Here is a 20,301-nt window from a genome sequence, read left to right as displayed (position 1 = left end):
ATGAGTGAATTTTCCCAGACAGTCCCAGAACTGGTTGCCTGGGCCAGGAAAAATGATTTCGCCATCTCGCTGCCGGTAGACAGACTCTCTTTCCTGCTGGCGGTTGCCACGCTGAACGGCGAACGGCTGGATGGTGAAATGAGCGAGGGTGAACTGGTGGATGCGTTCCGCCATGTCAGTGATGCGTTTGAGCAAACCAGCGAAACCATTAGCGTGCGTGCTAACAACGCTATCAACGATATGGTGCGTCAACGTCTGCTGAACCGCTTTACCAGCGAGCAGGCGGAAGGAAACGCCATCTATCGTCTGACGCCACTGGGCATCGGCATAACTGATTACTACATCCGTCAGCGTGAGTTCTCCACGCTGCGCCTTTCTATGCAGCTCTCCATTGTGGCGGGCGAGCTGAAACGCGCTGCCGATGCCGCGGATGAAAACGGCGATGAGTTCCACTGGCACCGCAACGTCTACGCCCCGCTGAAATACTCGGTTGCGGAGATATTCGACAGCATCGATCTGACTCAGCGTCTGATGGACGAACAACAGCAGCAGGTAAAAGATGATATCGCCCAGTTGCTAAACAAAGACTGGCGCGCGGCCATCTCAAGCTGTGAACTTTTACTGTCTGAAACTTCCGGTACGCTGCGTGAGCTGCAGGATACGCTGGAGGCGGCGGGTGACAAACTGCAGGCCAACCTGCTGCGTATTCAGGATGCGACGCTGGCGCATGACGATCTGCATTTTATAGATCGTCTGGTCTTCGACCTGCAGAGCAAACTTGATCGCATTATTAGCTGGGGCCAGCAGTCGATCGACCTCTGGATTGGCTATGACCGTCACGTGCATAAATTTATCCGTACCGCCATCGATATGGATAAAAACCGCGTCTTTGCTCAGCGTCTGCGTCAGTCGGTACAGACTTATTTCGATGCGCCATGGGCGCTGACCTACGCTAACGCCGATCGTCTGCTGGATATGCGCGACGAAGAGATGGCGCTGCGCGACGAAGAGGTGACCGGTGAATTGCCACCGGATCTGGAATACGAAGAATTTAACGAAATTCGCGAACAACTTGCGGCGATGATCGAAGAACAGCTTGCTGTCTACAAAACCAGACAAGTGCCGCTGGATCTTGGGCTCGTGGTGCGCGACTATCTGGCGCAATATCCACGTGCGCGCCATTTTGATATCGCCCGCATTGTTGTAGACCAGGCTGTGCGCCTGGGTGTTGCACAAGCAGATTTCACCGGACTGCCGCCGAAGTGGCAGCCGATTAACGATTACGGAGCCAAGGTACAGGCGCATGTCATTGACAAATATTGAACAAGTGATGCCAGTGAAACTGGCACAGGCGCTGGCAAATCCGTTGTTTCCGGCGCTGGACAGCCAGCTGCGTGCCGGTCGTCACATTGGCCTTGACGAGCTGGATAATCACGCCTTTTTGATGGACTTCCAGGAATATCTGGAGGAGTTTTACGCGCGTTATAACGTTGAGCTTATCCGTGCGCCGGAAGGCTTTTTCTACCTGCGTCCGCGCTCCACGACGCTTATTCCGCGTTCCGTGCTTTCCGAGCTGGACATGATGGTAGGTAAAATTCTCTGCTATCTCTATCTCAGCCCGGAACGTCTGGCGAACGAAGGTATCTTCACTCAGCAGGAGCTTTACGATGAGCTGCTCGCGCTGGCGGATGAAAGCAAGCTGCTGAAGCTGGTGAATAACCGTTCAACGGGTTCGGATCTCGATCGTCAGAAATTGCAGGAAAAAGTACGCTCTTCCCTGAACCGTCTGCGCCGTCTGGGGATGGTCTGGTTTATGGGCCATGACAGCAGCAAATTCCGCATTACGGAGTCCGTCTTCCGCTTTGGTGCCGATGTGCGTGCGGGTGACGATGCGCGTGAGGCGCAGCTGCGTATGATCCGCGACGGTGAAGCGATGCCGGTGGAAAACCATTTGCAGCTCAATGATGAGCACGAAGAGAATCAGCCGGATAGCGGGGAGGAAGAGTAATGATTGAACGCGGTAAATTTCGCTCACTAACGCTGATTAACTGGAACGGTTTCTTTGCCCGAACCTTCGATCTGGATGAGCTGGTGACCACGCTCTCCGGCGGTAACGGGGCGGGTAAATCCACCACCATGGCCGCTTTCGTTACGGCGCTGATCCCAGATTTGACGCTGCTGCACTTCCGTAACACCACCGAAGCGGGGGCGACAAGCGGCTCCCGTGATAAAGGCCTGCACGGTAAGCTGAAAGCGGGTGTCTGTTATTCGGTGCTGGATGTGATCAACTCTCGTCACCAGCGTGTCGTGGTGGGTGTGCGTCTGCAGCAGGTTGCCGGGCGCGACCGTAAAGTTGATATTAAACCGTTCGCCATCCAGGGGCTGCCAACATCGATGCAGCCCACGGCGCTGCTGACGGAGACCCTGAACGAACGCCAGGCGCGCGTGCTGACCCTGCAGGAGCTGAAAGACAAGCTCGAAACGATCGAAGGCGTGCAGTTCAAGCAGTTCAACTCTATTACCGATTACCACTCCCTGATGTTTGATCTGGGCGTTGTCGCGCGTCGCCTGCGCACCGCCTCAGACCGTAGCAAATACTACCGTCTGATCGAAGCGTCACTGTACGGCGGTATCTCCAGCGCCATTACCCGCTCCCTGCGTGACTACCTGCTGCCGGAAAACAGCGGCGTGCGTAAGGCCTTCCAGGATATGGAAGCCGCGCTGCGTGAAAACCGCATGACGCTGGAAGCGATCCGCGTGACTCAGTCCGATCGCGACCTGTTTAAACACTTGATCAGCGAAGCCACAAACTATGTGGCTGCGGACTATATGCGTCACGCCAACGAGCGCCGCATTCATCTCGATCAGGCGTTAGAGTACCGCCGTGAACTGTTTACCTCCCGTAAACAGCTGGTGGCCGAGCAGTATAAGCACGTTGAAATGGCGCGCGAACTGGGCGAGCACAACGGTGCCGAGGGCGATCTGGAAGCGGATTATCAGGCGGCCAGCGATCACCTGAACCTGGTGCAGACCGCACTGCGCCAGCAGGAAAAAATCGAGCGCTATGAAGCGGATCTTGATGAACTGCAAATTCGTCTCGAAGAGCAAAATGAAGTGGTGGCTGAAGCTGCCGACATGCAGGAAGAGAACGAAGCGCGCGCCGAAGCTGCCGAGCTGGAAGTGGATGAGCTGAAAAGCCAGCTTGCCGACTATCAGCAGGCGCTGGACGTGCAGCAGACGCGTGCCATTCAGTACACTCAGGCACTTCAGGCGCTGCAGCGCGCAAAAGAGCTGTGCCATCTGCCGGATTTAACGCCGGACAGCGCCGATGAATGGCTGGAAACCTTCCAGGCCAAAGAGCAGGAAGCCACGGAGAAACTGCTGTCTCTCGAGCAGAAAATGAGCGTAGCGCAAACGGCACACAGCCAGTTTGAACAGGCTTATCAACTCGTGGTAGCGATCAATGGCCCGCTTGCGCGTAATGAAGCGTGGGACGTTGCGCGTGAATTGCTGCGCGATAGCGTGAATCAGCGCCATCTGGCCGGGCAGGTGCAACCGCTGCGTATGCGTCTGAACGAGCTGGAGCAGCGCCTGCGCGAGCAGCAGGAAGCCGAGCGTCTGCTGGCCGAGTTCTGCAAGCGTCAGGGTAAAAATTACGATATCGACGATCTGGAAGCCCTGCATCAGGAGCTGGAGGCGCGTATTGCGGCCCTGTCCGATACCGTATCCAGCGCCAGCGAACAGCGCATGACGCTACGCCAGGAGATGGAACAGCTCCAGTCCCGCTCGCAGGCGCTGTTGCAGCGTGCACCGGTCTGGCTTGCGGCGCAAAGCAGCCTGAACCAGCTCAGCGAGCAGTGTGGCGAAGAGTTTGAATCCAGCCAGGAAGTGACTGAATACCTGCAACAACTGCTGGAGCGTGAACGCGAAGCGATTGTTGAGCGTGATGAAGTCGGCGCGCGTAAACGTGACGTCGACGAAGAAATTGAACGCTTAAGCCAGCCGGGCGGGGCAGAAGATCCGCGCCTGAACACTCTGGCGGAGCGTTTTGGCGGCGTGCTGCTGTCTGAAATTTATGACGATGTGGGTCTTGATGACGCACCGTACTTCTCCGCGCTGTACGGCCCGTCGCGTAACGCGATTGTAGTGCCCGATCTGTCGCTGATTTCTGAGCAACTCGCAGGCCTGGAAGATTGTCCGGAAGATCTCTATCTGATCGAGGGCGATCCGCAGTCGTTTGATGACAGCGTGTTCAGCGTCGATGAACTGGAAAAAGCGGTAGTTGTAAAAATCGCTGACCGTCAGTGGCGTTATTCACGCTTCCCGGAACTGCCGCTGTTTGGCCGCGCCGCGCGTGAAAGCCGTATCGAAAGCCTGCACGCGGAGCGTGAAACCCTTTCCGAACGTTTTGCGACTCTGTCGTTCGACGTTCAGAAAACTCAGCGTCTGCACCAGGCCTTCAGCCGCTTTATCGGCAGCCATCTGGGCGTGGCCTTTGAAGCGGACCCGGAAGCCGAAATTCGCAAGCTCAACACCCGTCGTGGTGAGCTGGAGCGGGCGATTGCTAATCATGAAAATGATAACCAGCAGAGCCGCGTCCAGTTCGAACAGGCGAAAGAGGGCGTTGCCGCGCTGAACCGCATCCTGCCTCGTCTGAATCTGCTGGCCGATGACACGCTGGCAGACCGCGTGGATGAAATCCAGGAACGGCTGGATGAAGCCCAGGAAGCCGCGCGTTTCGTTCAGCAGTACGGTAATCAACTGGCGAAGCTGGAGCCAATGGTTTCCGTTCTGCAGAGCGACCCGGAGCAGTTCGAGCAGTTAAAAGAAGATTATGCCTGGTCTCAGCAGGTCCAGCGCGAAGCGCGTCAACAGGCGTTTGCCCTGACGGAAGTGGTGCAACGTCGCGCCCACTTTGGCTACTCCGACTCGGCGGAAATGCTGAGCGGCAACAGTGACCTGAATGAAAAACTGCGCCAGCGCCTTGAGCAGGCCGAAGCGGAGCGTACCCGCGCTCGTGACGCGATGCGTACTCATGCTGCGCAACTGAGCCAGTACAGCCAGGTCATGGCCTCGCTGAAAAGCTCCTTCGACACCAAGAAAGAGCTGTTAAACGATCTGCATAAAGAGCTGCAGGACATCGGCGTGCGTGCCGACAGTGGTGCAGAAGAGAGGGCGCGTATTCGTCGCGATGAGCTACATGCGCAGCTCAGCAACAACCGTGCGCGCCGTAATCAGCTGGAAAAAGCATTGACCTTCTGCGAAGCGGAGATGGACAATCTGACTCGTCGGCTGCGCAAGCTGGAACGCGATTATCACGAAATGCGCGAGCAGGTCGTGACCGCGAAGGCGGGCTGGTGTGCGGTGATGCGCATGGTGAAAGACAACGGTGTTGAACGTCGTCTGCATCGTCGTGAGCTGGCGTATCTCTCCGGAGATGAACTGCGTTCCATGTCGGATAAAGCGTTGGGTGCGTTGCGTCTGGCGGTGGCGGATAACGAGCATCTGCGCGACGTGCTGCGCATGTCAGAAGATCCGAAGCGTCCTGAGCGTAAAATTCAGTTCTTCGTGGCGGTTTATCAGCACCTGCGCGAACGTATTCGTCAGGACATTATCCGTACCGACGATCCGGTTGAAGCCATTGAACAGATGGAAATCGAGCTGGGCCGCCTGACGGAAGAGTTAACCTCCCGCGAACAAAAACTGGCTATCAGTTCCCGCAGCGTGGCGAATATCATCCGCAAAACCATTCAGCGCGAGCAGAACCGTATCCGCCAGTTGAACCAGGGTCTGCAGAGCGTGTCGTTCGGCCAGGTTAACAGCGTGCGTCTGAACGTGAATGTGCGTGAAGCTCACGCCACGCTGCTGGATGTGTTGTCCGAACAACACGAACAGCATCAGGATCTGTTCAACAGCAACCGTCTGACCTTCTCCGAGGCGCTGGCGAAACTGTATCAGCGCCTGAATCCACAGATTGATATGGGGCAGCGTACGCCACAAACCATCGGCGAAGAGCTGCTGGATTACCGTAACTACCTGGAGATGGAAGTTGAGGTTAACCGTGGTTCAGACGGCTGGCTGCGTGCGGAATCCGGCGCGCTCTCTACCGGTGAAGCTATCGGTACGGGGATGTCGATTCTGGTGATGGTTGTGCAAAGCTGGGAAGATGAAGCGCGTCGTCTGCGCGGCAAAGATATCTCTCCATGCCGTTTGCTGTTCCTGGATGAAGCGGCACGTCTTGATGCGCGCTCCATCGCCACGCTGTTTGAGCTTTGCGATCGCCTTGATATGCAGCTCATCATTGCGGCACCGGAAAATATCAGCCCGGAAAAAGGGACGACCTACAAGCTGGTGCGTAAGGTGTTCCAGAACAGTGAGCACGTACACGTTGTCGGTTTGCGCGGATTTGCACCGCAGCCACCGGAGTCATTACCGGGTACGGCTGACGCGTCATAACGCGTTTTGTTACAAAGAGCGGCGCAAATGCGCCGCTTTTTTTATTCTCTTAAGTTGTACTTACGGCTGCGTTATCTTTAAACTTCTTTACATAAGGTAAGGCAACAGCGTTTTTGCCTTCCTATAATGAAGATTAGCCCCAGTGTATTGGGAATGTCGTGAGAAAACAGGGGGCAAGGGATGTTGCTAATGAAAAATCGTGGTCGTCAGCTGTCAGCGCTGAGTTTGTGCCTGACGGTGATGTTTGCTCCACTGTTTACCGCTCAGGCCGACGAGCCTGAAATTGTGCCGAGTGACAGCTCCGCAACGATGGGTGCACAGCCTACGTCACTGTCGCAACCGCTGGAACAATCTCCGGCGACGGCCATTATGGCCGGCATTAAGCCGTTACCGGAAGGTATCGACACCGAATCGCTTCGCCAGCAGCTGATGACGGGGTTGCCGTCCGGCTATACACCTGCTTATATCAACCAGTTAACGCTGCTTTATGCTGCGCGCGATATGAAACCAATGTGGGAAGATCGCGACGCGGTACGTGCTTTCCAGCAGCAACTGGCGGAAGTGGCCATTGCGGGTTTTCAGCCGCAATTTACAACGTGGGTCCAGTTGCTGACCGATCCTGCCGTGACCGGGCAGGCGCGTGATGTGGTGCTGTCCGATGCGCTGATGGGTTACCTTCAGTTTGTGGCGGGTATTCCGGTCAATGGTAATCGCTGGTTATACAGCGAAAAGCCGTACAAGCTGGCAACGCCTGCACTGTCGGTGATTAACCAGTGGCAACTGTCGCTGGATAATGGCCAACTGCCACGCTTTATCGCAAGCCTGGCACCTGCACACCCGCAATATGCCACGATGCACCAGTCCTTACTTGAGCTGGTGGCAGATTCCCGTCCCTGGCCGCAACTGCGGGCGACTGCAACGCTTCGCCCTGGCCAGTGGAGCAGTGATGTTCCAGCCCTGCGTGAGATCCTTAAACGTTCCGGCATTCTGGAAAATGGACCAAAAATCGCGCTTCCGGGTGATGATCCGCAAAGTGTGGTTGTCAGCCCGTCTGCACCGGTGAAAGAGCAGAAAGCCGTGGCGTTGAGCGATAAACCTGCGGCTTACGATCGCGAGCTGGTCGCGGCGGTTAAGCAATTTCAGGCCGCGCAGGGGCTGGGAGCCGATGGTGTGATTGGTCAGTCAACGCGTGAGTGGCTGAATGTCTCTCCTGCGCAGCGTGCAGGTGTGCTGGCCCTGAACATCCAGCGTTTGCGCTTGCTGCCGGGCACGTTGTCGACCGGTATTATGGTTAACATTCCTGCCTACTCCCTGGTTTATTACCAGGACGGTAGTGAAGTGCTGGCGTCCCGTGTGATTGTCGGTCGTCCTGACCGTAAAACACCGATGATGAGCAGCGCGTTGAATAACGTTGTGGTGAATCCGCCGTGGAACGTGCCGCCTACGCTTGCGCGCAAAGATATCCTGCCGAAGGTATGGAACGATCCGGGTTATCTTGAACGCCATGGATATACCGTGATGCGAGGATGGAACAGCAAAGAGGCTATCGATCCGTATATGGTTGACTGGTCAACAATTACCGCCTCGAACCTGCCGTTCCGTTTTCAGCAGGCACCTGGCGCACATAACTCGCTGGGACGGTATAAATTCAATATGCCAAGTTCGGACGCTATTTACCTGCACGATACACCGAACCATAACCTGTTCCAGAAAGATGCCCGCGCGCTCAGTTCTGGCTGCGTTCGCGTGAACAAAGCCTCTGAACTGGCCAATATGCTATTGCAGGATGCAGGCTGGAACGATACGCGGATTTCCGATGCGCTGAAACAAGGGGATACGCGTTACGTTAACATTCGACACAATATTCCGGTCAACCTTTACTATCTGACGGCATTTGTTGGCGAAGACGGGCGTACCCAGTATCGTACAGATATTTACAATTATGATCTCCCCGCGCGATCTGGCGCACAAATTTTGCCAAAAGCTGAACAATTAATCAGATAAATGAAGTAGTTCGGGAAAATAGATTGTCGTAAGTTATGGTGAAATCGGGGCGATAAGGCTGTAAGCCCCGTATTTACTGGGGTTGGGTGCCTTGACGTCGTTGGCTTTGCCAGTTATGGTGCCCTTCGTGCGCTAAGCATACATACGATAAACCTTGACCTGTAGACCTGATTATCATGGACAAATTTGACGCTAATCGCCGCAAACTGCTGGCGTTAGGTGGCGTTGCGCTGGGCGCAGCGGCCATCCTGCCGACGCCAGCATTTGCCACCCTCTCGACACCTCGTCCGCGCATTTTAACGCTCAACAACCTCCACACGGGTGAGACGCTTAAAGCGGAGTTTTTTGATGGCAGAGGCTATATTCAGGATGAATTAGCAAGACTCAACCATTTTTTCCGTGATTTCCGCGCGAATAAAATAAAAGCCATCGACCCAGGATTATTTGATCAATTATTCCGCCTTCAGGGCCTGCTGGGAACCCGCAAGCCGGTGCAGCTCATTTCTGGCTATCGCTCCCTTGATACCAATAATGAACTGCGCGCCCACAGCCGTGGGGTAGCCAAAAAAAGCTATCACACGAAAGGGCAGGCAATGGATTTCCATATTGAAGGCGTTTCGTTAGCCAATATTCGCAAAGCTGCGTTATCTATGCGCGCAGGTGGTGTAGGATATTACCCACGTAGCAACTTTGTGCATATTGATACCGGGCCGGTTCGGCACTGGTAATAACGAAACACAGGAGCAGTATGAACTATCGTATTATTCCGGTTACCGCGTTCTCCCAGAATTGTTCATTAATCTGGTGCGAGCAAACCAAACTGGCCGCGCTTGTCGATCCCGGCGGTGACGCCGAGAAAATCAAGCAAGAGGTCGCAGCCAGCGGTGTCACGCTGATGCAAATTTTGCTGACCCATGGTCACCTTGATCATGTGGGTGCTGCGGCGGAGCTGGCTGAACACTACGGTGTGCCGGTGATTGGCCCGGAAAAAGAAGATGAGTTCTGGCTGCAGGGGTTACCCGCCCAAAGCCGCATGTTTGGCCTTGATGAGTGTCTGCCGTTGACGCCCGATCGCTGGTTGAACGAAGGAGATAGCGTAACCGTAGGGAATGTGACTTTACAGGTGTTGCATTGTCCTGGGCATACGCCAGGCCATATCGTCTTCTTTGATGACCAGTCCCGTCTGCTGATTTCCGGCGATGTGATTTTCAAAGGCGGCGTAGGACGCAGCGATTTCCCGCGTGGCGATCACGGGCAGTTGATTCAGTCAATTAAACAGACGTTGTTGCCGCTGGGCGATGATGTGACGTTTATTCCTGGACACGGTCCGATGTCAACGCTGGGCTATGAACGGTTGCATAATCCGTTCCTTCAGGATGAAATGCCTGTCTGGTAACCCGCATTAAAAAAGCCTGCATAACGCAGGCTTTTTTGTTTGGGTGCAAATTACAGCACCGCGACAATCGCTTCACACAGCGGTGCCATGTTGTCTGGCGTCATACCCGCAACGTTTACACGGCCAGAGGCAACAGCGTATACACCGAACTCTTCACGCAGGCGCAGCACCTGTTCTTTGGTCAGACCGCTGAAAGAGAACATGCCGTTTTGCTTAATGATAAAGCTGAAATCACGGTCAGCACCTTTTTCTGCCAGTGTATTCACGAACAGCAGGCGCATACGCTGAATGCGTTGACGCATATCGTTCAGCTCTTGCTCCCAGATAGCGCGCAGGGCATCGTTGCTCAGGATAGTAGCAACAACAGACGCACCGTGAGCCGGTGGGTTGGAGTAGTTAGCGCGAATGACGGATTTCATCTGGCTGAATGCGCGATCAACGGTCTGATCGTCAGCAGCGACCAGCGTACAGGCCCCCACGCGCTCGTTATACAGGCCGAAGTTCTTGGAATAGGAACTCGCGACGATCAGTTCCTGATGCACCGCGGCGAACGCACGCAGGCCTTCAGCATCTTCTTCCAGACCACGGGCGAAGCCCTGATAGGCGAAGTCGAACAGGGGCAGCCAGCCTTTTTCAACGGACAGTTTTGCCAGCTGTTCCCACTGTTCCAGCGTTGGATCGATACCGGTTGGGTTGTGGCAGCAGCCGTGGAACAGCACCACATCCCCCGCCTGCGCTTCGTTCAGACTGGCCAGCAGGCCATCGAAATCCAGCGAGTGGTTTGCGGCGTCGTAGTAGGCGTATTCACGCACTTCCAGGCCAGCAGAGTTAAAGACGCTTTTATGGTTTGGCCAGCTTGGGTTACTTACCCAGACACGTTTAACTGAGGTGTTTTTCGCAAGGAAATCCGCCGCAACGCGCAATGCGCCTGTACCGCCAGGGGTTTGTGCCGTGCGCGCACGTTTGTCACTTACAATTGCACTGCCTTTACCGAACAGCAGCTCCTGAGTACAACGACCAAATTCAGGGATACCATCAATACCGAGGTAGTTTTTGGTGGTTTCGTTTTCCAGCAGATACTGCTCAGCTTTTTTCACACTGGTCAGTACCGGAGTTTTGCCGGTTTCATCTTTATATACACCAATACCCAGGTTGATTTTGCCAGGGCGGTCGTCGGCACGAAACAGATCGGCCAGGCCCAGAATTGGGTCGGCAGGAGCGGCAGTAATGTTCTCAAACATGACGAAGTTCCATTGTGATTACAGAAGTGAAATCCGCTATCAGGTTAACGGTAGATTTACAAAATGCCAACCGTTTGCGACAAAAAGCGTGCGGCTTTTCAAAAGACGCGACTTTTTGCTTTCAGGCATAAAAAAAACAGGGCCGAAGCCCTGTTTCTTAAGCATATAACAAAGTGGTGTACTGATTAGAACTGGTAAGTTACGCCAACAGCAGCCATGTCGTCGTTGCCGTTGATGCCGCCAACTTCAGACACGTATGCGTCGTCTTTGTCCAGCAGGTTGATGTAGTAGTCAGCCCACACGTTGAAGTTTTTGTTGAAGTAGTAAGTCGCGCCAACCTGAACGAATTTCGCCAGATCTGCATCGCCACCGCTGAAGCCACCGACGGCAGCCAGGTCTTTACCTTTGGTCTGGACGTAGGAGATTGCCGGACGCAGGCCGAAGTCGAACTGGTACTGAGCAACAACTTCGAAGTTCTGGGTTTTGTTAGCAAAACCAGCATCACCGCTAGAACCAGTACGGGTAGTGTTACGGGTTTCAGCATAGGTGGTTGCCAGGTAGATGTTGTTAGCGTCGTATTTCAGACCGACACCCCATGCTTCAGCTTTATCGCCCTGGCCATCAGCTTTCTGATTCAGAGTACGGTTAGCGTTGCTGTAAGATGCGATTGCACCGAAGCCTTCGCCGAAATCGTAACCCAGGGAGTAACCTACGCCATCACCGTTAGAGGTGTTAACGTCAGCACGGTCGTTTTTGCCCTGGTACTGTACGCCCAGGCTCAGACCGTCAACCAGACCGAAGAAATCGCTGTTACGGTAGGTCAGCAAGCCGGTGCTACGGCTGGTCATAAAGTTATCGACGTAGTTACCGCCCCAGGTCATACCGGAGAAGGACGGTGCCATATCGGTGTAAGATTCTACGTCGTAAACGATACCGTAGTTACGACCGTAGTCGATGCTGCCAGCGTCACCTGCTTTCAGACCAGCGAAAGCCAGACGGTTTTTGTTGGACTGGTTGCCGCCTTCAGGCTGATTAGCCATGAAACGGTATTCCCACTGGCCGTAACCGGTCAGTTGATCGTTGATCTGGGTTTCGCCTTTGAAGCCAATCTGTGCGTAAGTACCATCAGTGCTATTGGTGTCGTCGCCGGTGGTCACGAAATCGTGCTCGCCGTTAACTTTACCGTAGAAGTCCAGTTTGTTGCCGTTCTTGTTATAGATTTCTGCAGCGTTAGCTGCACCGGCTACCAGCAGGGCAGGGATAACCACTGCCAGGATATTGCGCTTCATCATTATTTATTACCCTCATTGGTTTTTTTATGACACTCGCCACTGCCGTCAATAAATTCTGTCAATAAATATTTCCGGAACTATTGATGAGAGTTTGGTGTCTTTATGTATCTGACAGGCATCTTTCCATTCATAGAACCGTTTCGCTAGCCTGAAAGTGCTACAATCCTCAAGATTCAGTAACAAAAAGAAATTATGTGTAACTAAATGTGAATTTTAAGGAACTTTGTGAAGCACCTCAAATTTCAGAACCGATTGGTTATTTAAACGACTGAACCTATCCTATATATATGAATTGCTTATGTTTAATTTTGATAAAGGCATTTCATATAAACAGAAGTTAAACAAGTTTATTTTTCTTATGACGCACTCTGGACATCTGGAAGTCTGAGAAATTGGCTGAGTTTTGTGCTAAAGCGTAAGAAATAGATTAGGCGCAATGTCTGTGCGGTTTATTTTTTGTTCAAAGATATTTCGGGGAAATACCAGGTAACAATCAGGGGATTTGTCGGGGTTGAGATTTAAAGATACTGACTTTTAACTGACACAAACTGACAATGCAGAATAAAATAATGGCCAGCAGAGCTGGCCATTGAGATGACGAGGATTTAGAAGGTTGCGCTGCGTGGAGTACGTGGGAAAGGAATCACGTCACGCACGTTCTGAACACCCGTTACGTAAGCAATCAGACGCTCAAAACCAAGACCGAAACCGGAATGCGGTACGGTACCGTAACGGCGCAGATCGCGATACCACCAGTAGTCTTCTTTATTGAGACCCATCTCAGCCATACGCGCATCCAGTACGTCCAGGCGCTCTTCACGCTGCGAACCACCGATGATCTCACCAATGCCCGGAGCCAGAACGTCCATCGCGGCAACCGTTTTACCGTCTTCGTTAAGGCGCATATAGAACGCCTTAATATCTTTCGGGTAGTTTTTAACGACGACCGGTGCTTTGAAGTGTTTCTCTGCAAGATAACGTTCATGCTCAGAAGCCAGGTCAACGCCCCAGTAAACCGGGTTCTCGAATTTCTCACCGCATTTCTCAAGGATGGCGACCGCATCGGTGTAATCCACCTGAGCGAAATCTGCGGAAACGAAACGCTCCAGACGCGCAACGGCATCACTGTCTACACGCTCTGCGAAGAATTTCATGTCGTCAGCACGTTCTTCAAGCACCGCCCTGAAGACATATTTCAGCATTGCTTCAGCCAGGCCTGCAACATCATCCAGATCCGCGAACGCTACTTCCGGCTCCAGCATCCAGAATTCCGCCAGGTGACGGCTGGTGTTGGAGTTTTCAGCACGGAAGGTTGGGCCGAAAGTATAGATCTTCGACAGTGCGCAGGCGTAGGTTTCACCGTTGAGCTGGCCAGATACCGTCAGGAAGGACTCTTTACCAAAGAAATCTTTGTCGTAGTCCACTTTGCCTTCCGGCGTGCGCGGCAGGTTTTCCATATCCAGCGTTGAGACGCGGAACATTTCACCCGCACCTTCCGTATCGGAAGCGGTAATCAGCGGGGTGGATACCCAGAAGTAACCTTGCTCATCGAAGAAGCGGTGCAGCGCCTGTGCCAGCGTATGACGCACGCGAGCAACCGCACCAATCAGGTTGGTACGCGGGCGCAGGTGCGCCACTTCACGCAGATACTCGATGCTGTGACGTTTTGCCGCCATCGGGTAGGTATCCGGATCTTCAACCCAGCCGGTGACCTCAATCGCAGATGCCTGAATTTCGAAACTCTGACCCTGACCAGGCGATGCGACAACAACGCCGGTAACGATAACGGAACAACCCGTTGTCAGGCGCAGAACGTCATCATTGTAATTGGGCAGAGAATTATTAATGACGGCCTGTACAGGATCAAAGCAGGAACCGTCATAGACGGCAAGGAAGGAGATGCCAGCTTTAGAATCTCGGCGAGTACGCACCCATCCGCGCACGGTGACTTCTTGGTCAACGGCGACACGGCCCTGGAGTACGTCGGCTACAGGCACAACGCTCATAATATTCTCTCTGTTAATAGTCGGAAAAAATAAACACTTGTCCGCCCTTAAAGGGGGGATATCTATGTTACCTGGCATCCGCCGCCAGACAAGCAGATTTCGCAGTCAAAAGAGAAGAAATCAGAAATAAATAAGGAGAGGGGAGCCGGTCAGGCTCCCGAAAGCGATTAACTGGCTTTTTTAACCTGTGGCAGATCGAACGCTTTGCGCAATGCGCGAACAAACGCTTTGTCATGGCAGATGGTTTTACCGGGGCTGTCGGAGAGTTTCGCGACCGGCTTGCCGTTACATTCCACCAGTTTTATGACGATGTTCAGCGGTTTCACCTGAGGAATATCGCAGGTCAAACGGGTCCCAATCCCAAAGCTCAGGTTCACTCTGGAGGAGAAATGGCGATAGAGATCGACGGCTTTTGCTAAATCAAGGTTATCAGAGAAGACCAGCACCTTGCTCATCGGGTCAATGCCCAGTTTTTCGTAATGAGCAATGGCCTTCTCGCCCCATTCAACGGGATCGCCGGAGTCATGGCGTAAACCCTGATAGCGCTCAGCGAATTCGGGGCCAAAGTCGCGCAGGAAAGCATCCATTGTAATGCAGTCGGTAAGGGCGATACCCAGCTGGTCCGGGTACTCATCCAGCCACGCGGCAAGTGCAGCACGCTGGCTGTTGGCCAGATCGGGGCTGATTTGCTGATGCGCCTGGAACCATTCATGTGCCTGGGTGCCCATTGGCGTCAGGTCCAGACGACGCGCCAGATCGTAATTACTGGTCCCGACAAACCACGGCTCTTGCTGCAAACGCTCAACGATGGCCTGCTGAACCTCACGCGAGAAACGGCGGCGCGTGCCAAAGTCCATCAGGCGGAAGCGGGACATATCCAGATCGTTGGTCAGATGTGAGAACTCAACCAGTTTGTTTTCCAGCGAAGCAACCGCCTGCTTAACGCCGGTTTCCGGAGAGCGATAGCGGTGAGCCAGCTCACTGATCACAGCCAGAAGCGGTACTTCCCACATGATCACTTCACGCCACGGACCTTCAAGCCGGATGTCCAGTTTGCCGTTTTCATTGGTGATGGTGACCTGCTGCGGGTTATAGCGGAAATCGCGCAGCCAGTTCAGATAATCGGCTTTAAAGAAAGGCAGGCCGGAAAGCCACTGATATTCGTCGTCCTGCAGCGCCAGATGCTGCATGGCATCGACCTGTTCACGAATGGAGTCTGCGTAGATACCCAGCAAGTCGTCGCCACGGCAGCGAAACTCAGCCGCTACATGGACATCATGATAATGGTGGAAAACGGCTTGCTGCATATGCAGTTTATACGCGTCGGTATCCAGCAACGTATGCAGAACAGGAGAAGCGAATTGAGTCATAGGTGCGCAGTAGCATCCTCTCACAGGAGCGTTTAGTACAATAAACAACTCCGGAGTATACCTTGTTTAGTGATTTATTGAACCCCGATCACAACATAAGCTGTCTTTAGGGTCGATGGCATTTCGTGCCTCTTGTTATAAAAATGTAGCGAAAAAGGTCGTTGTGCCTGAAAAGATGAACATTCTGCGTAGCGCGTTTTACACAACAGGAATAGACTGGATTCGATATTCGACAAACGATGCATAAGGTTTTCTATGACACAACAGCCACAAGCCAAATACCGCCACGACTATCGTGCGCCGGATTACCTGATTAGCGATATCGATCTGACTTTTGACCTGGATGCCACTAAAACCGTTGTCACGGCGGTCAGTCAGGTGACGCGCCAGAGCGCGACAGCAGTGCCGCTGCGTCTTGATGGTGAAGACCTGACGCTGGTCTCCCTGCATATTAATGATGAAGCATGGTCAGACTATAAAGAAGAAAATAACCAGTTGGTTATCAACAATCTGCCTGAGCGCTTCACGCTGAGCATCGTCAATGAAATCAGCCCTGCTGCGAACACGGCGCTGGAAGGGCTTTACCAGTCCGGCGTGGCGTTGTGTACCCAGTGTGAAGCGGAAGGCTTCCGTCATATTACCTGGTATCTCGATCGCCCGGACGTGCTGGCCCGCTTCACCACTAAAATCATCGCCGATAAAACCCTCTATCCGTTCCTGCTCTCCAACGGTAACCGCGTCGGTGAAGGCGAGCTGGAAAACGGGCGTCACTGGGTGCAGTGGCAGGACCCGTTCCCGAAACCGTGCTACCTGTTTGCGCTGGTAGCCGGTGATTTCGACGTGCTGCGCGATACCTTTAAAACCCGCTCTGGCCGCGAAGTAGCACTGGAACTGTTTGTTGATCGTGGCAACCTTGACCGTGCGCCGTGGGCGATGACCTCGCTTATCAACTCCATGAAGTGGGACGAAGAGCGCTTTGGCCTCGAATACGATCTCGACATTTATATGATCGTCGCCGTCGATTTCTTCAACATGGGCGCGATGGAGAATAAAGGCCTCAACGTCTTTAACTCCAAATACGTGCTGGCGCGTACCGATACCGCCACCGATAAAGACTATCTCGATATTGAACGCGTCATCGGCCACGAGTATTTCCATAACTGGACCGGTAACCGCGTCACCTGCCGCGACTGGTTCCAGTTGAGCCTCAAAGAGGGCCTGACCGTTTTCCGCGATCAGGAGTTCAGCTCCGATCTGGGTTCACGCGCGGTGAACCGCATCAACAACGTGCGCACCATGCGCGGCCTGCAGTTTGCGGAAGACGCCAGTCCAATGGCGCACCCAATTCGCCCGGATAAAGTCATTGAGATGAACAACTTCTACACCCTGACGGTGTATGAAAAGGGTGCAGAAATCATCCGTATGATCCATACCCTGCTGGGCGAAGAGAACTTCCAGAAAGGGATGCAGCTCTACTTCGAACGTCACGACGGCAGCGCTGCCACCTGCGACGACTTCGTGCAGGCGATGGAAGACGCGTCTAATGTCGATCTCTCTCACTTCCGCCGCTGGTACAGCCAGGCCGGTACGCCGGTGGTGACCGTCAAAGACGATTACAACCCGGAAACTGAGCAGTACACTCTGACCATCAGCCAGCGCACGCCGCCTACGGCCGAGCAGGAAGAGAAACACCCGCTGCACATCCCGTTCAGCATTGAGCTGTACGACAATGAAGGCAAAGTGATCCCGTTGCAGAAGGGCGGTCATCCGGTACACCACGTACTGAACGTAACCCAGGCTGAGCAGACCTTTATCTTCGATAACGTCTATTTCCAGCCGGTGCCTGCGCTGCTGTGCGAATTCTCAGCGCCAGTGAAGCTGGAGTATAAGTGGAGCGATCAGCAACTGACGTTCCTGATGCGTCACGCGCGCAACGATTTCTCCCGCTGGGATGCGGCACAAAGCCTGCTGGCAACGTACATCAAGCTGAACGTGAACCGTCACCAGCAGGGCCAGCCGCTGTCTCTGCCGATCCATGTTGCTGACGCATTCCGCGCTATCCTGCTGGACGAGAAGATTGATCCGGCGCTGGCGGCTGAAATTCTGACCTTACCAGCGGCCAGTGAAATCGCCGAGCTGTTCGATATTATCGACCCGATTGCTATTGTTGCTGTGCGTGAAGCGCTGACCCGTACTCTGGCAACCGAGCTGGCGGATGAGTTCCTGGCGATCTACAACACCAACAAGCTGGATGCGTATCGCGTAGAACATGCCGATATCGGCAAACGCTCCCTGCGTAATACCTGCCTGCGCTATCTGGCCTTTGGTGAAGTGGAACTGGCGAATACGCTGGTGAGCAAGCAGTATCATGAAGCCGATAACATGACCGATGCGCTGGCTGCTTTAGCTGCAAGCGTTGCTGCCGAGTTGCCGTGCCGTGATGCGCTGATGCAGGAGTACGACGACAAGTGGTATCAGGATGGTCTGGTGATGGACAAGTGGTTCATTCTGCAGGCCACCAGCCCGGCGGCCGATGCCCTCAGCAAAGTACGCAGCCTGCTGAAGCACCGTTCGTTCACCATGAGCAATCCGAACCGCGTGCGTTCCCTGATTGGTGCGTTTGCCAGCAGCAACCCGGCCGCATTCCATGCGGAAGACGGCAGCGGTTATCAGTTTATGGTTGAGATGCTGACCGAGCTGAACAGCCGCAACCCACAGGTGGCGTCACGGTTGATTGAGCCGCTGATCCGCCTGAAACGCTACGATGCGAAGCGTCAGGCGAAAATGCGTGCCGCGCTTGAGCAGTTGAAAGGGCTGGAAAATCTGTCTGGCGATCTGTACGAGAAGATTACTAAGGCGCTGGCCTGATGTAAAAAAGCCCGGTGGCGCTACGCTTACCGGGCCTACGATTTACCCTTGCACCGTGTGATAGCGGGGCACTGGTTTTCTCCCTCTCCCACAGGGAGAGGGCATCAGGCATTAGCTTTGATCCGCTGTAACTCCGCACTCCCACGCTTCATCACCCGATCCAACACCTCCGCCTCCAGCTCCGCCAGTTTTGCCGAACCGACACGCCGAGGACGCGGGATATCCACCGTCAGATCCAGTCCAATTTTCCCCTCTTCTATTAACAGCACACGGTCGGCCATCGCCACGGCTTCGCTGACGTCATGCGTCACCAGCAGCACCGTAAAGCCGTGTGTCTGCCAGAGGGATTCAATCAAATCCTGCATTTCGATACGCGTCAGCGCATCAAGCGCACCAAGCGGTTCATCAAGCAGCAGAAGACCAGGGCGGTGAATCAATGCACGAGCCAGCGCCACGCGTTGTTTTTGCCCGCCTGACAGCGCCGCAGGCCATTCGCCCGCGCGATTCTCCAGCCCGACGGCGGCCAGCGCCTGACGCGCGTTATCCCGCCAGCTACCTTTCAGACCCAGCCCGACGTTATCAATTACCGTTTTCCACGGCAGCAGGCGCGCGTCCTGAAACATCATGCGGGTATCGTCCTGAATATTGGCCAGTGGTGTCGTGCCCGCCAGAATTGCACCGTCGTTTGGTGCTTCCAGACCGGCCAAAAGGCGCAACAGTGTACTCTTACCGCCGCCGCTGCGACCAACTACGGCCACAAACTGTCCGGCAGGAATATGCAGATCCAGCGCATTAAGAATGGTGTTATCACCATAGCGTTTGGTTACGCCGTTCAATAATAACGGCGTCCCCTGAGTCAGTCGGGCAGTATTCATGCTTTAGCCTCCTGAAGTGAATAGGCCGGGTTCCAGCGCAGCCAGCTGCGTTCCAGCCACTGGGCGCTGACGTCGGCGAGTTTGCCGAGCAGGGCATAAAGAATGATGGCAACCACCACCACATCCGTCTGCAGGAATTCACGGGCGTTCATCGCCAGATAACCGATGCCGGAATTGGCCGAAATGGTTTCCGCCACAATCAGCGTCAGCCACATCAGGCCGAGCGCAAAACGCACGCCGACCATAATGGAGGGGAGGGCACCCGGCAGGATCACATGGGTAAACAGTGCAAAACCGGATAACCCGTAGCTGCGTGCCATCTCCACCAGACCGCGATCGATACTTCGAATACCGTGCCAGGTATTGATGTAAATCGGGAACAGCGTGCCCAGCGCCACGAGGAATATCTTGGCGCTCTCATCAATACCAAACCACAAAATAACCAGCGGGATAAGCGCCAGATGCGGCACGTTGCGCAGCATTTGAATGGAGGTATCCAGCAGCCGCTCGCCCCAGCGAGACAGGCCGCTGATAAGCCCGAGCGTCAGGCCGATGCTTCCGCCGATGGAAAAACCGATCACCGCCCGCCATGAGCTGATCGCCAGATGTTGCCATAGCTCGCCGCTTACACTCAGCGACCAGAATGCTTCTACAACGCCCATAGGTGCGGGCAGAATACGGCTCGACAGCCAGCCGGTTGACGACGCGAGTTGCCAGATAGCGACAATGCCGACGGGCAAAAACCAGGGGGCAGCGCGCAGCAACCATTTTTGTGAGATGGCAGACATGGCGA

13 protein-coding genes are annotated in these 20,301 nt (G+C 54.2%); 7 read left to right on the top strand and 6 right to left on the bottom strand.

What is annotated here, in order from left to right:
• From mukF to ABGB15_RS13490, 6 genes are all read left to right on the top strand, one after another.
• Window positions 1–1,323, top strand: coding sequence for a chromosome partition protein MukF (gene mukF / locus ABGB15_RS13515; RefSeq protein ID WP_152084099.1), 1,323 nt, complete (start codon window positions 1–3; stop codon window positions 1,321–1,323).
• The gene (mukE, locus tag ABGB15_RS13510) at window positions 1,304–2,008 is read left to right on the top strand and encodes a chromosome partition protein MukE (RefSeq protein ID WP_215723012.1); all 705 of its coding nucleotides are present in this window, start codon (window positions 1,304–1,306) and stop codon (window positions 2,006–2,008) included. Before mukF ends, mukE begins: the two co-directional genes overlap by 20 nt.
• Complete coding sequence (mukB, locus tag ABGB15_RS13505) at window positions 2,008–6,456, top strand: chromosome partition protein MukB (protein ID WP_215723011.1); 4,449 nt, start codon at window positions 2,008–2,010, stop codon at window positions 6,454–6,456. Before mukE ends, mukB begins: the two co-directional genes overlap by 1 nt.
• 180 nt (window positions 6,457–6,636) lie before the next feature.
• Entirely contained in the window at window positions 6,637–8,460 is a 1,824-nt protein-coding gene (gene ldtD / locus ABGB15_RS13500) for a L,D-transpeptidase (protein WP_215723010.1), read from the top strand.
• A gap of 176 nt (window positions 8,461–8,636) precedes the next feature.
• On the top strand, window positions 8,637–9,188 hold the full coding sequence (locus ABGB15_RS13495) for a YcbK family protein (RefSeq protein WP_215723009.1): 552 nt from the start codon (window positions 8,637–8,639) through the stop codon (window positions 9,186–9,188).
• Window positions 9,189–9,208: 20 nt separating this feature from the next.
• On the top strand, window positions 9,209–9,856 hold the full coding sequence (locus tag ABGB15_RS13490; protein ID WP_215723008.1) for an MBL fold metallo-hydrolase: 648 nt from the start codon (window positions 9,209–9,211) through the stop codon (window positions 9,854–9,856).
• Between the two features lie 50 nt (window positions 9,857–9,906).
• Here the strand turns inward: ABGB15_RS13490 and aspC are convergent, their stop codons facing one another.
• The 4 genes from aspC to pncB all read right to left on the bottom strand — a co-directional run bounded on the left by aspC (window position 9,907) and on the right by pncB (window position 15,765).
• Window positions 9,907–11,097 carry an aspartate transaminase gene (aspC, locus tag ABGB15_RS13485; protein WP_152084105.1) on the bottom strand — a complete coding sequence of 397 codons (1,191 nt, stop codon included), beginning with the start codon at window positions 11,095–11,097 and terminating at the stop codon, window positions 9,907–9,909.
• Window positions 11,098–11,282: 185 nt separating this feature from the next.
• Complete coding sequence (locus ABGB15_RS13480) at window positions 11,283–12,389, bottom strand: porin (RefSeq protein ID WP_269777594.1); 1,107 nt, start codon at window positions 12,387–12,389, stop codon at window positions 11,283–11,285.
• 605 nt (window positions 12,390–12,994) lie between these two features.
• Window positions 12,995–14,395, bottom strand: coding sequence for an asparagine--tRNA ligase (gene asnS / locus ABGB15_RS13475; RefSeq protein ID WP_215723007.1), 1,401 nt, complete (start codon window positions 14,393–14,395; stop codon window positions 12,995–12,997).
• A 167-nt stretch (window positions 14,396–14,562) separates the two neighbouring features.
• Window positions 14,563–15,765: a nicotinate phosphoribosyltransferase gene (gene pncB / locus ABGB15_RS13470; RefSeq protein WP_215723006.1), complete on the bottom strand. Its 1,203-nt coding sequence runs from the start codon at window positions 15,763–15,765 to the stop codon at window positions 14,563–14,565.
• Between the two features lie 255 nt (window positions 15,766–16,020).
• Here pncB and pepN point away from each other — a divergent pair, with 255 nt between their 5' ends.
• Entirely contained in the window at window positions 16,021–18,633 is a 2,613-nt protein-coding gene (gene pepN, locus ABGB15_RS13465) for an aminopeptidase N (protein ID WP_215723005.1), read from the top strand.
• A 104-nt stretch (window positions 18,634–18,737) separates the two neighbouring features.
• Here the strand turns inward: pepN and ssuB are convergent, their stop codons facing one another.
• Window positions 18,738–19,508 (bottom strand): aliphatic sulfonates ABC transporter ATP-binding protein, encoded by a 771-nt coding sequence (gene ssuB, locus ABGB15_RS13460; RefSeq protein ID WP_215723004.1) that lies wholly within the window; start codon window positions 19,506–19,508, stop codon window positions 18,738–18,740.
• On the bottom strand, window positions 19,505–20,296 hold the full coding sequence (gene ssuC / locus ABGB15_RS13455) for an aliphatic sulfonate ABC transporter permease SsuC (RefSeq protein ID WP_152084110.1): 792 nt from the start codon (window positions 20,294–20,296) through the stop codon (window positions 19,505–19,507). Before ssuC ends, ssuB begins: the two co-directional genes overlap by 4 nt.
• Window positions 20,297–20,301: the final 5 nt, after the last annotated feature.

This window comes from Enterobacter sp. MALB-1 (assembly GCF_041021625.1).
Classification (GTDB): Bacteria; Pseudomonadota; Gammaproteobacteria; order Enterobacterales; family Enterobacteriaceae; genus Enterobacter; species Enterobacter oligotrophicus.
This window is presented reverse-complemented; position numbering and strand designations above follow the sequence as displayed.

What these genes read in the sequence shown, in the direction of transcription:
- mukF (WP_152084099.1), top strand. Translation starts at nt 1, where the DNA reads ATGAGTGAATTTTCCCAGACAGTCCCAGAACTGGTTGCCTGGGCCAGG.
- mukE (WP_215723012.1), top strand. Translation starts at nt 1,304, where the DNA reads ATGTCATTGACAAATATTGAACAAGTGATGCCAGTGAAACTGGCACAG.
- mukB (WP_215723011.1), top strand. Translation starts at nt 2,008, where the DNA reads ATGATTGAACGCGGTAAATTTCGCTCACTAACGCTGATTAACTGGAAC.
- ldtD (WP_215723010.1), top strand. Translation starts at nt 6,637, where the DNA reads ATGTTGCTAATGAAAAATCGTGGTCGTCAGCTGTCAGCGCTGAGTTTG.
- ABGB15_RS13495 (WP_215723009.1), top strand. Translation starts at nt 8,637, where the DNA reads ATGGACAAATTTGACGCTAATCGCCGCAAACTGCTGGCGTTAGGTGGC.
- ABGB15_RS13490 (WP_215723008.1), top strand. Translation starts at nt 9,209, where the DNA reads ATGAACTATCGTATTATTCCGGTTACCGCGTTCTCCCAGAATTGTTCA.
- aspC (WP_152084105.1), bottom strand. Translation starts at nt 11,097, where the DNA reads ATGTTTGAGAACATTACTGCCGCTCCTGCCGACCCAATTCTGGGCCTG.
- ABGB15_RS13480 (WP_269777594.1), bottom strand. Translation starts at nt 12,389, where the DNA reads ATGATGAAGCGCAATATCCTGGCAGTGGTTATCCCTGCCCTGCTGGTA.
- asnS (WP_215723007.1), bottom strand. Translation starts at nt 14,395, where the DNA reads ATGAGCGTTGTGCCTGTAGCCGACGTACTCCAGGGCCGTGTCGCCGTT.
- pncB (WP_215723006.1), bottom strand. Translation starts at nt 15,765, where the DNA reads ATGACTCAATTCGCTTCTCCTGTTCTGCATACGTTGCTGGATACCGAC.
- pepN (WP_215723005.1), top strand. Translation starts at nt 16,021, where the DNA reads ATGACACAACAGCCACAAGCCAAATACCGCCACGACTATCGTGCGCCG.
- ssuB (WP_215723004.1), bottom strand. Translation starts at nt 19,508, where the DNA reads ATGAATACTGCCCGACTGACTCAGGGGACGCCGTTATTATTGAACGGC.
- ssuC (WP_152084110.1), bottom strand. Translation starts at nt 20,296, where the DNA reads ATGTCTGCCATCTCACAAAAATGGTTGCTGCGCGCTGCCCCCTGGTTT.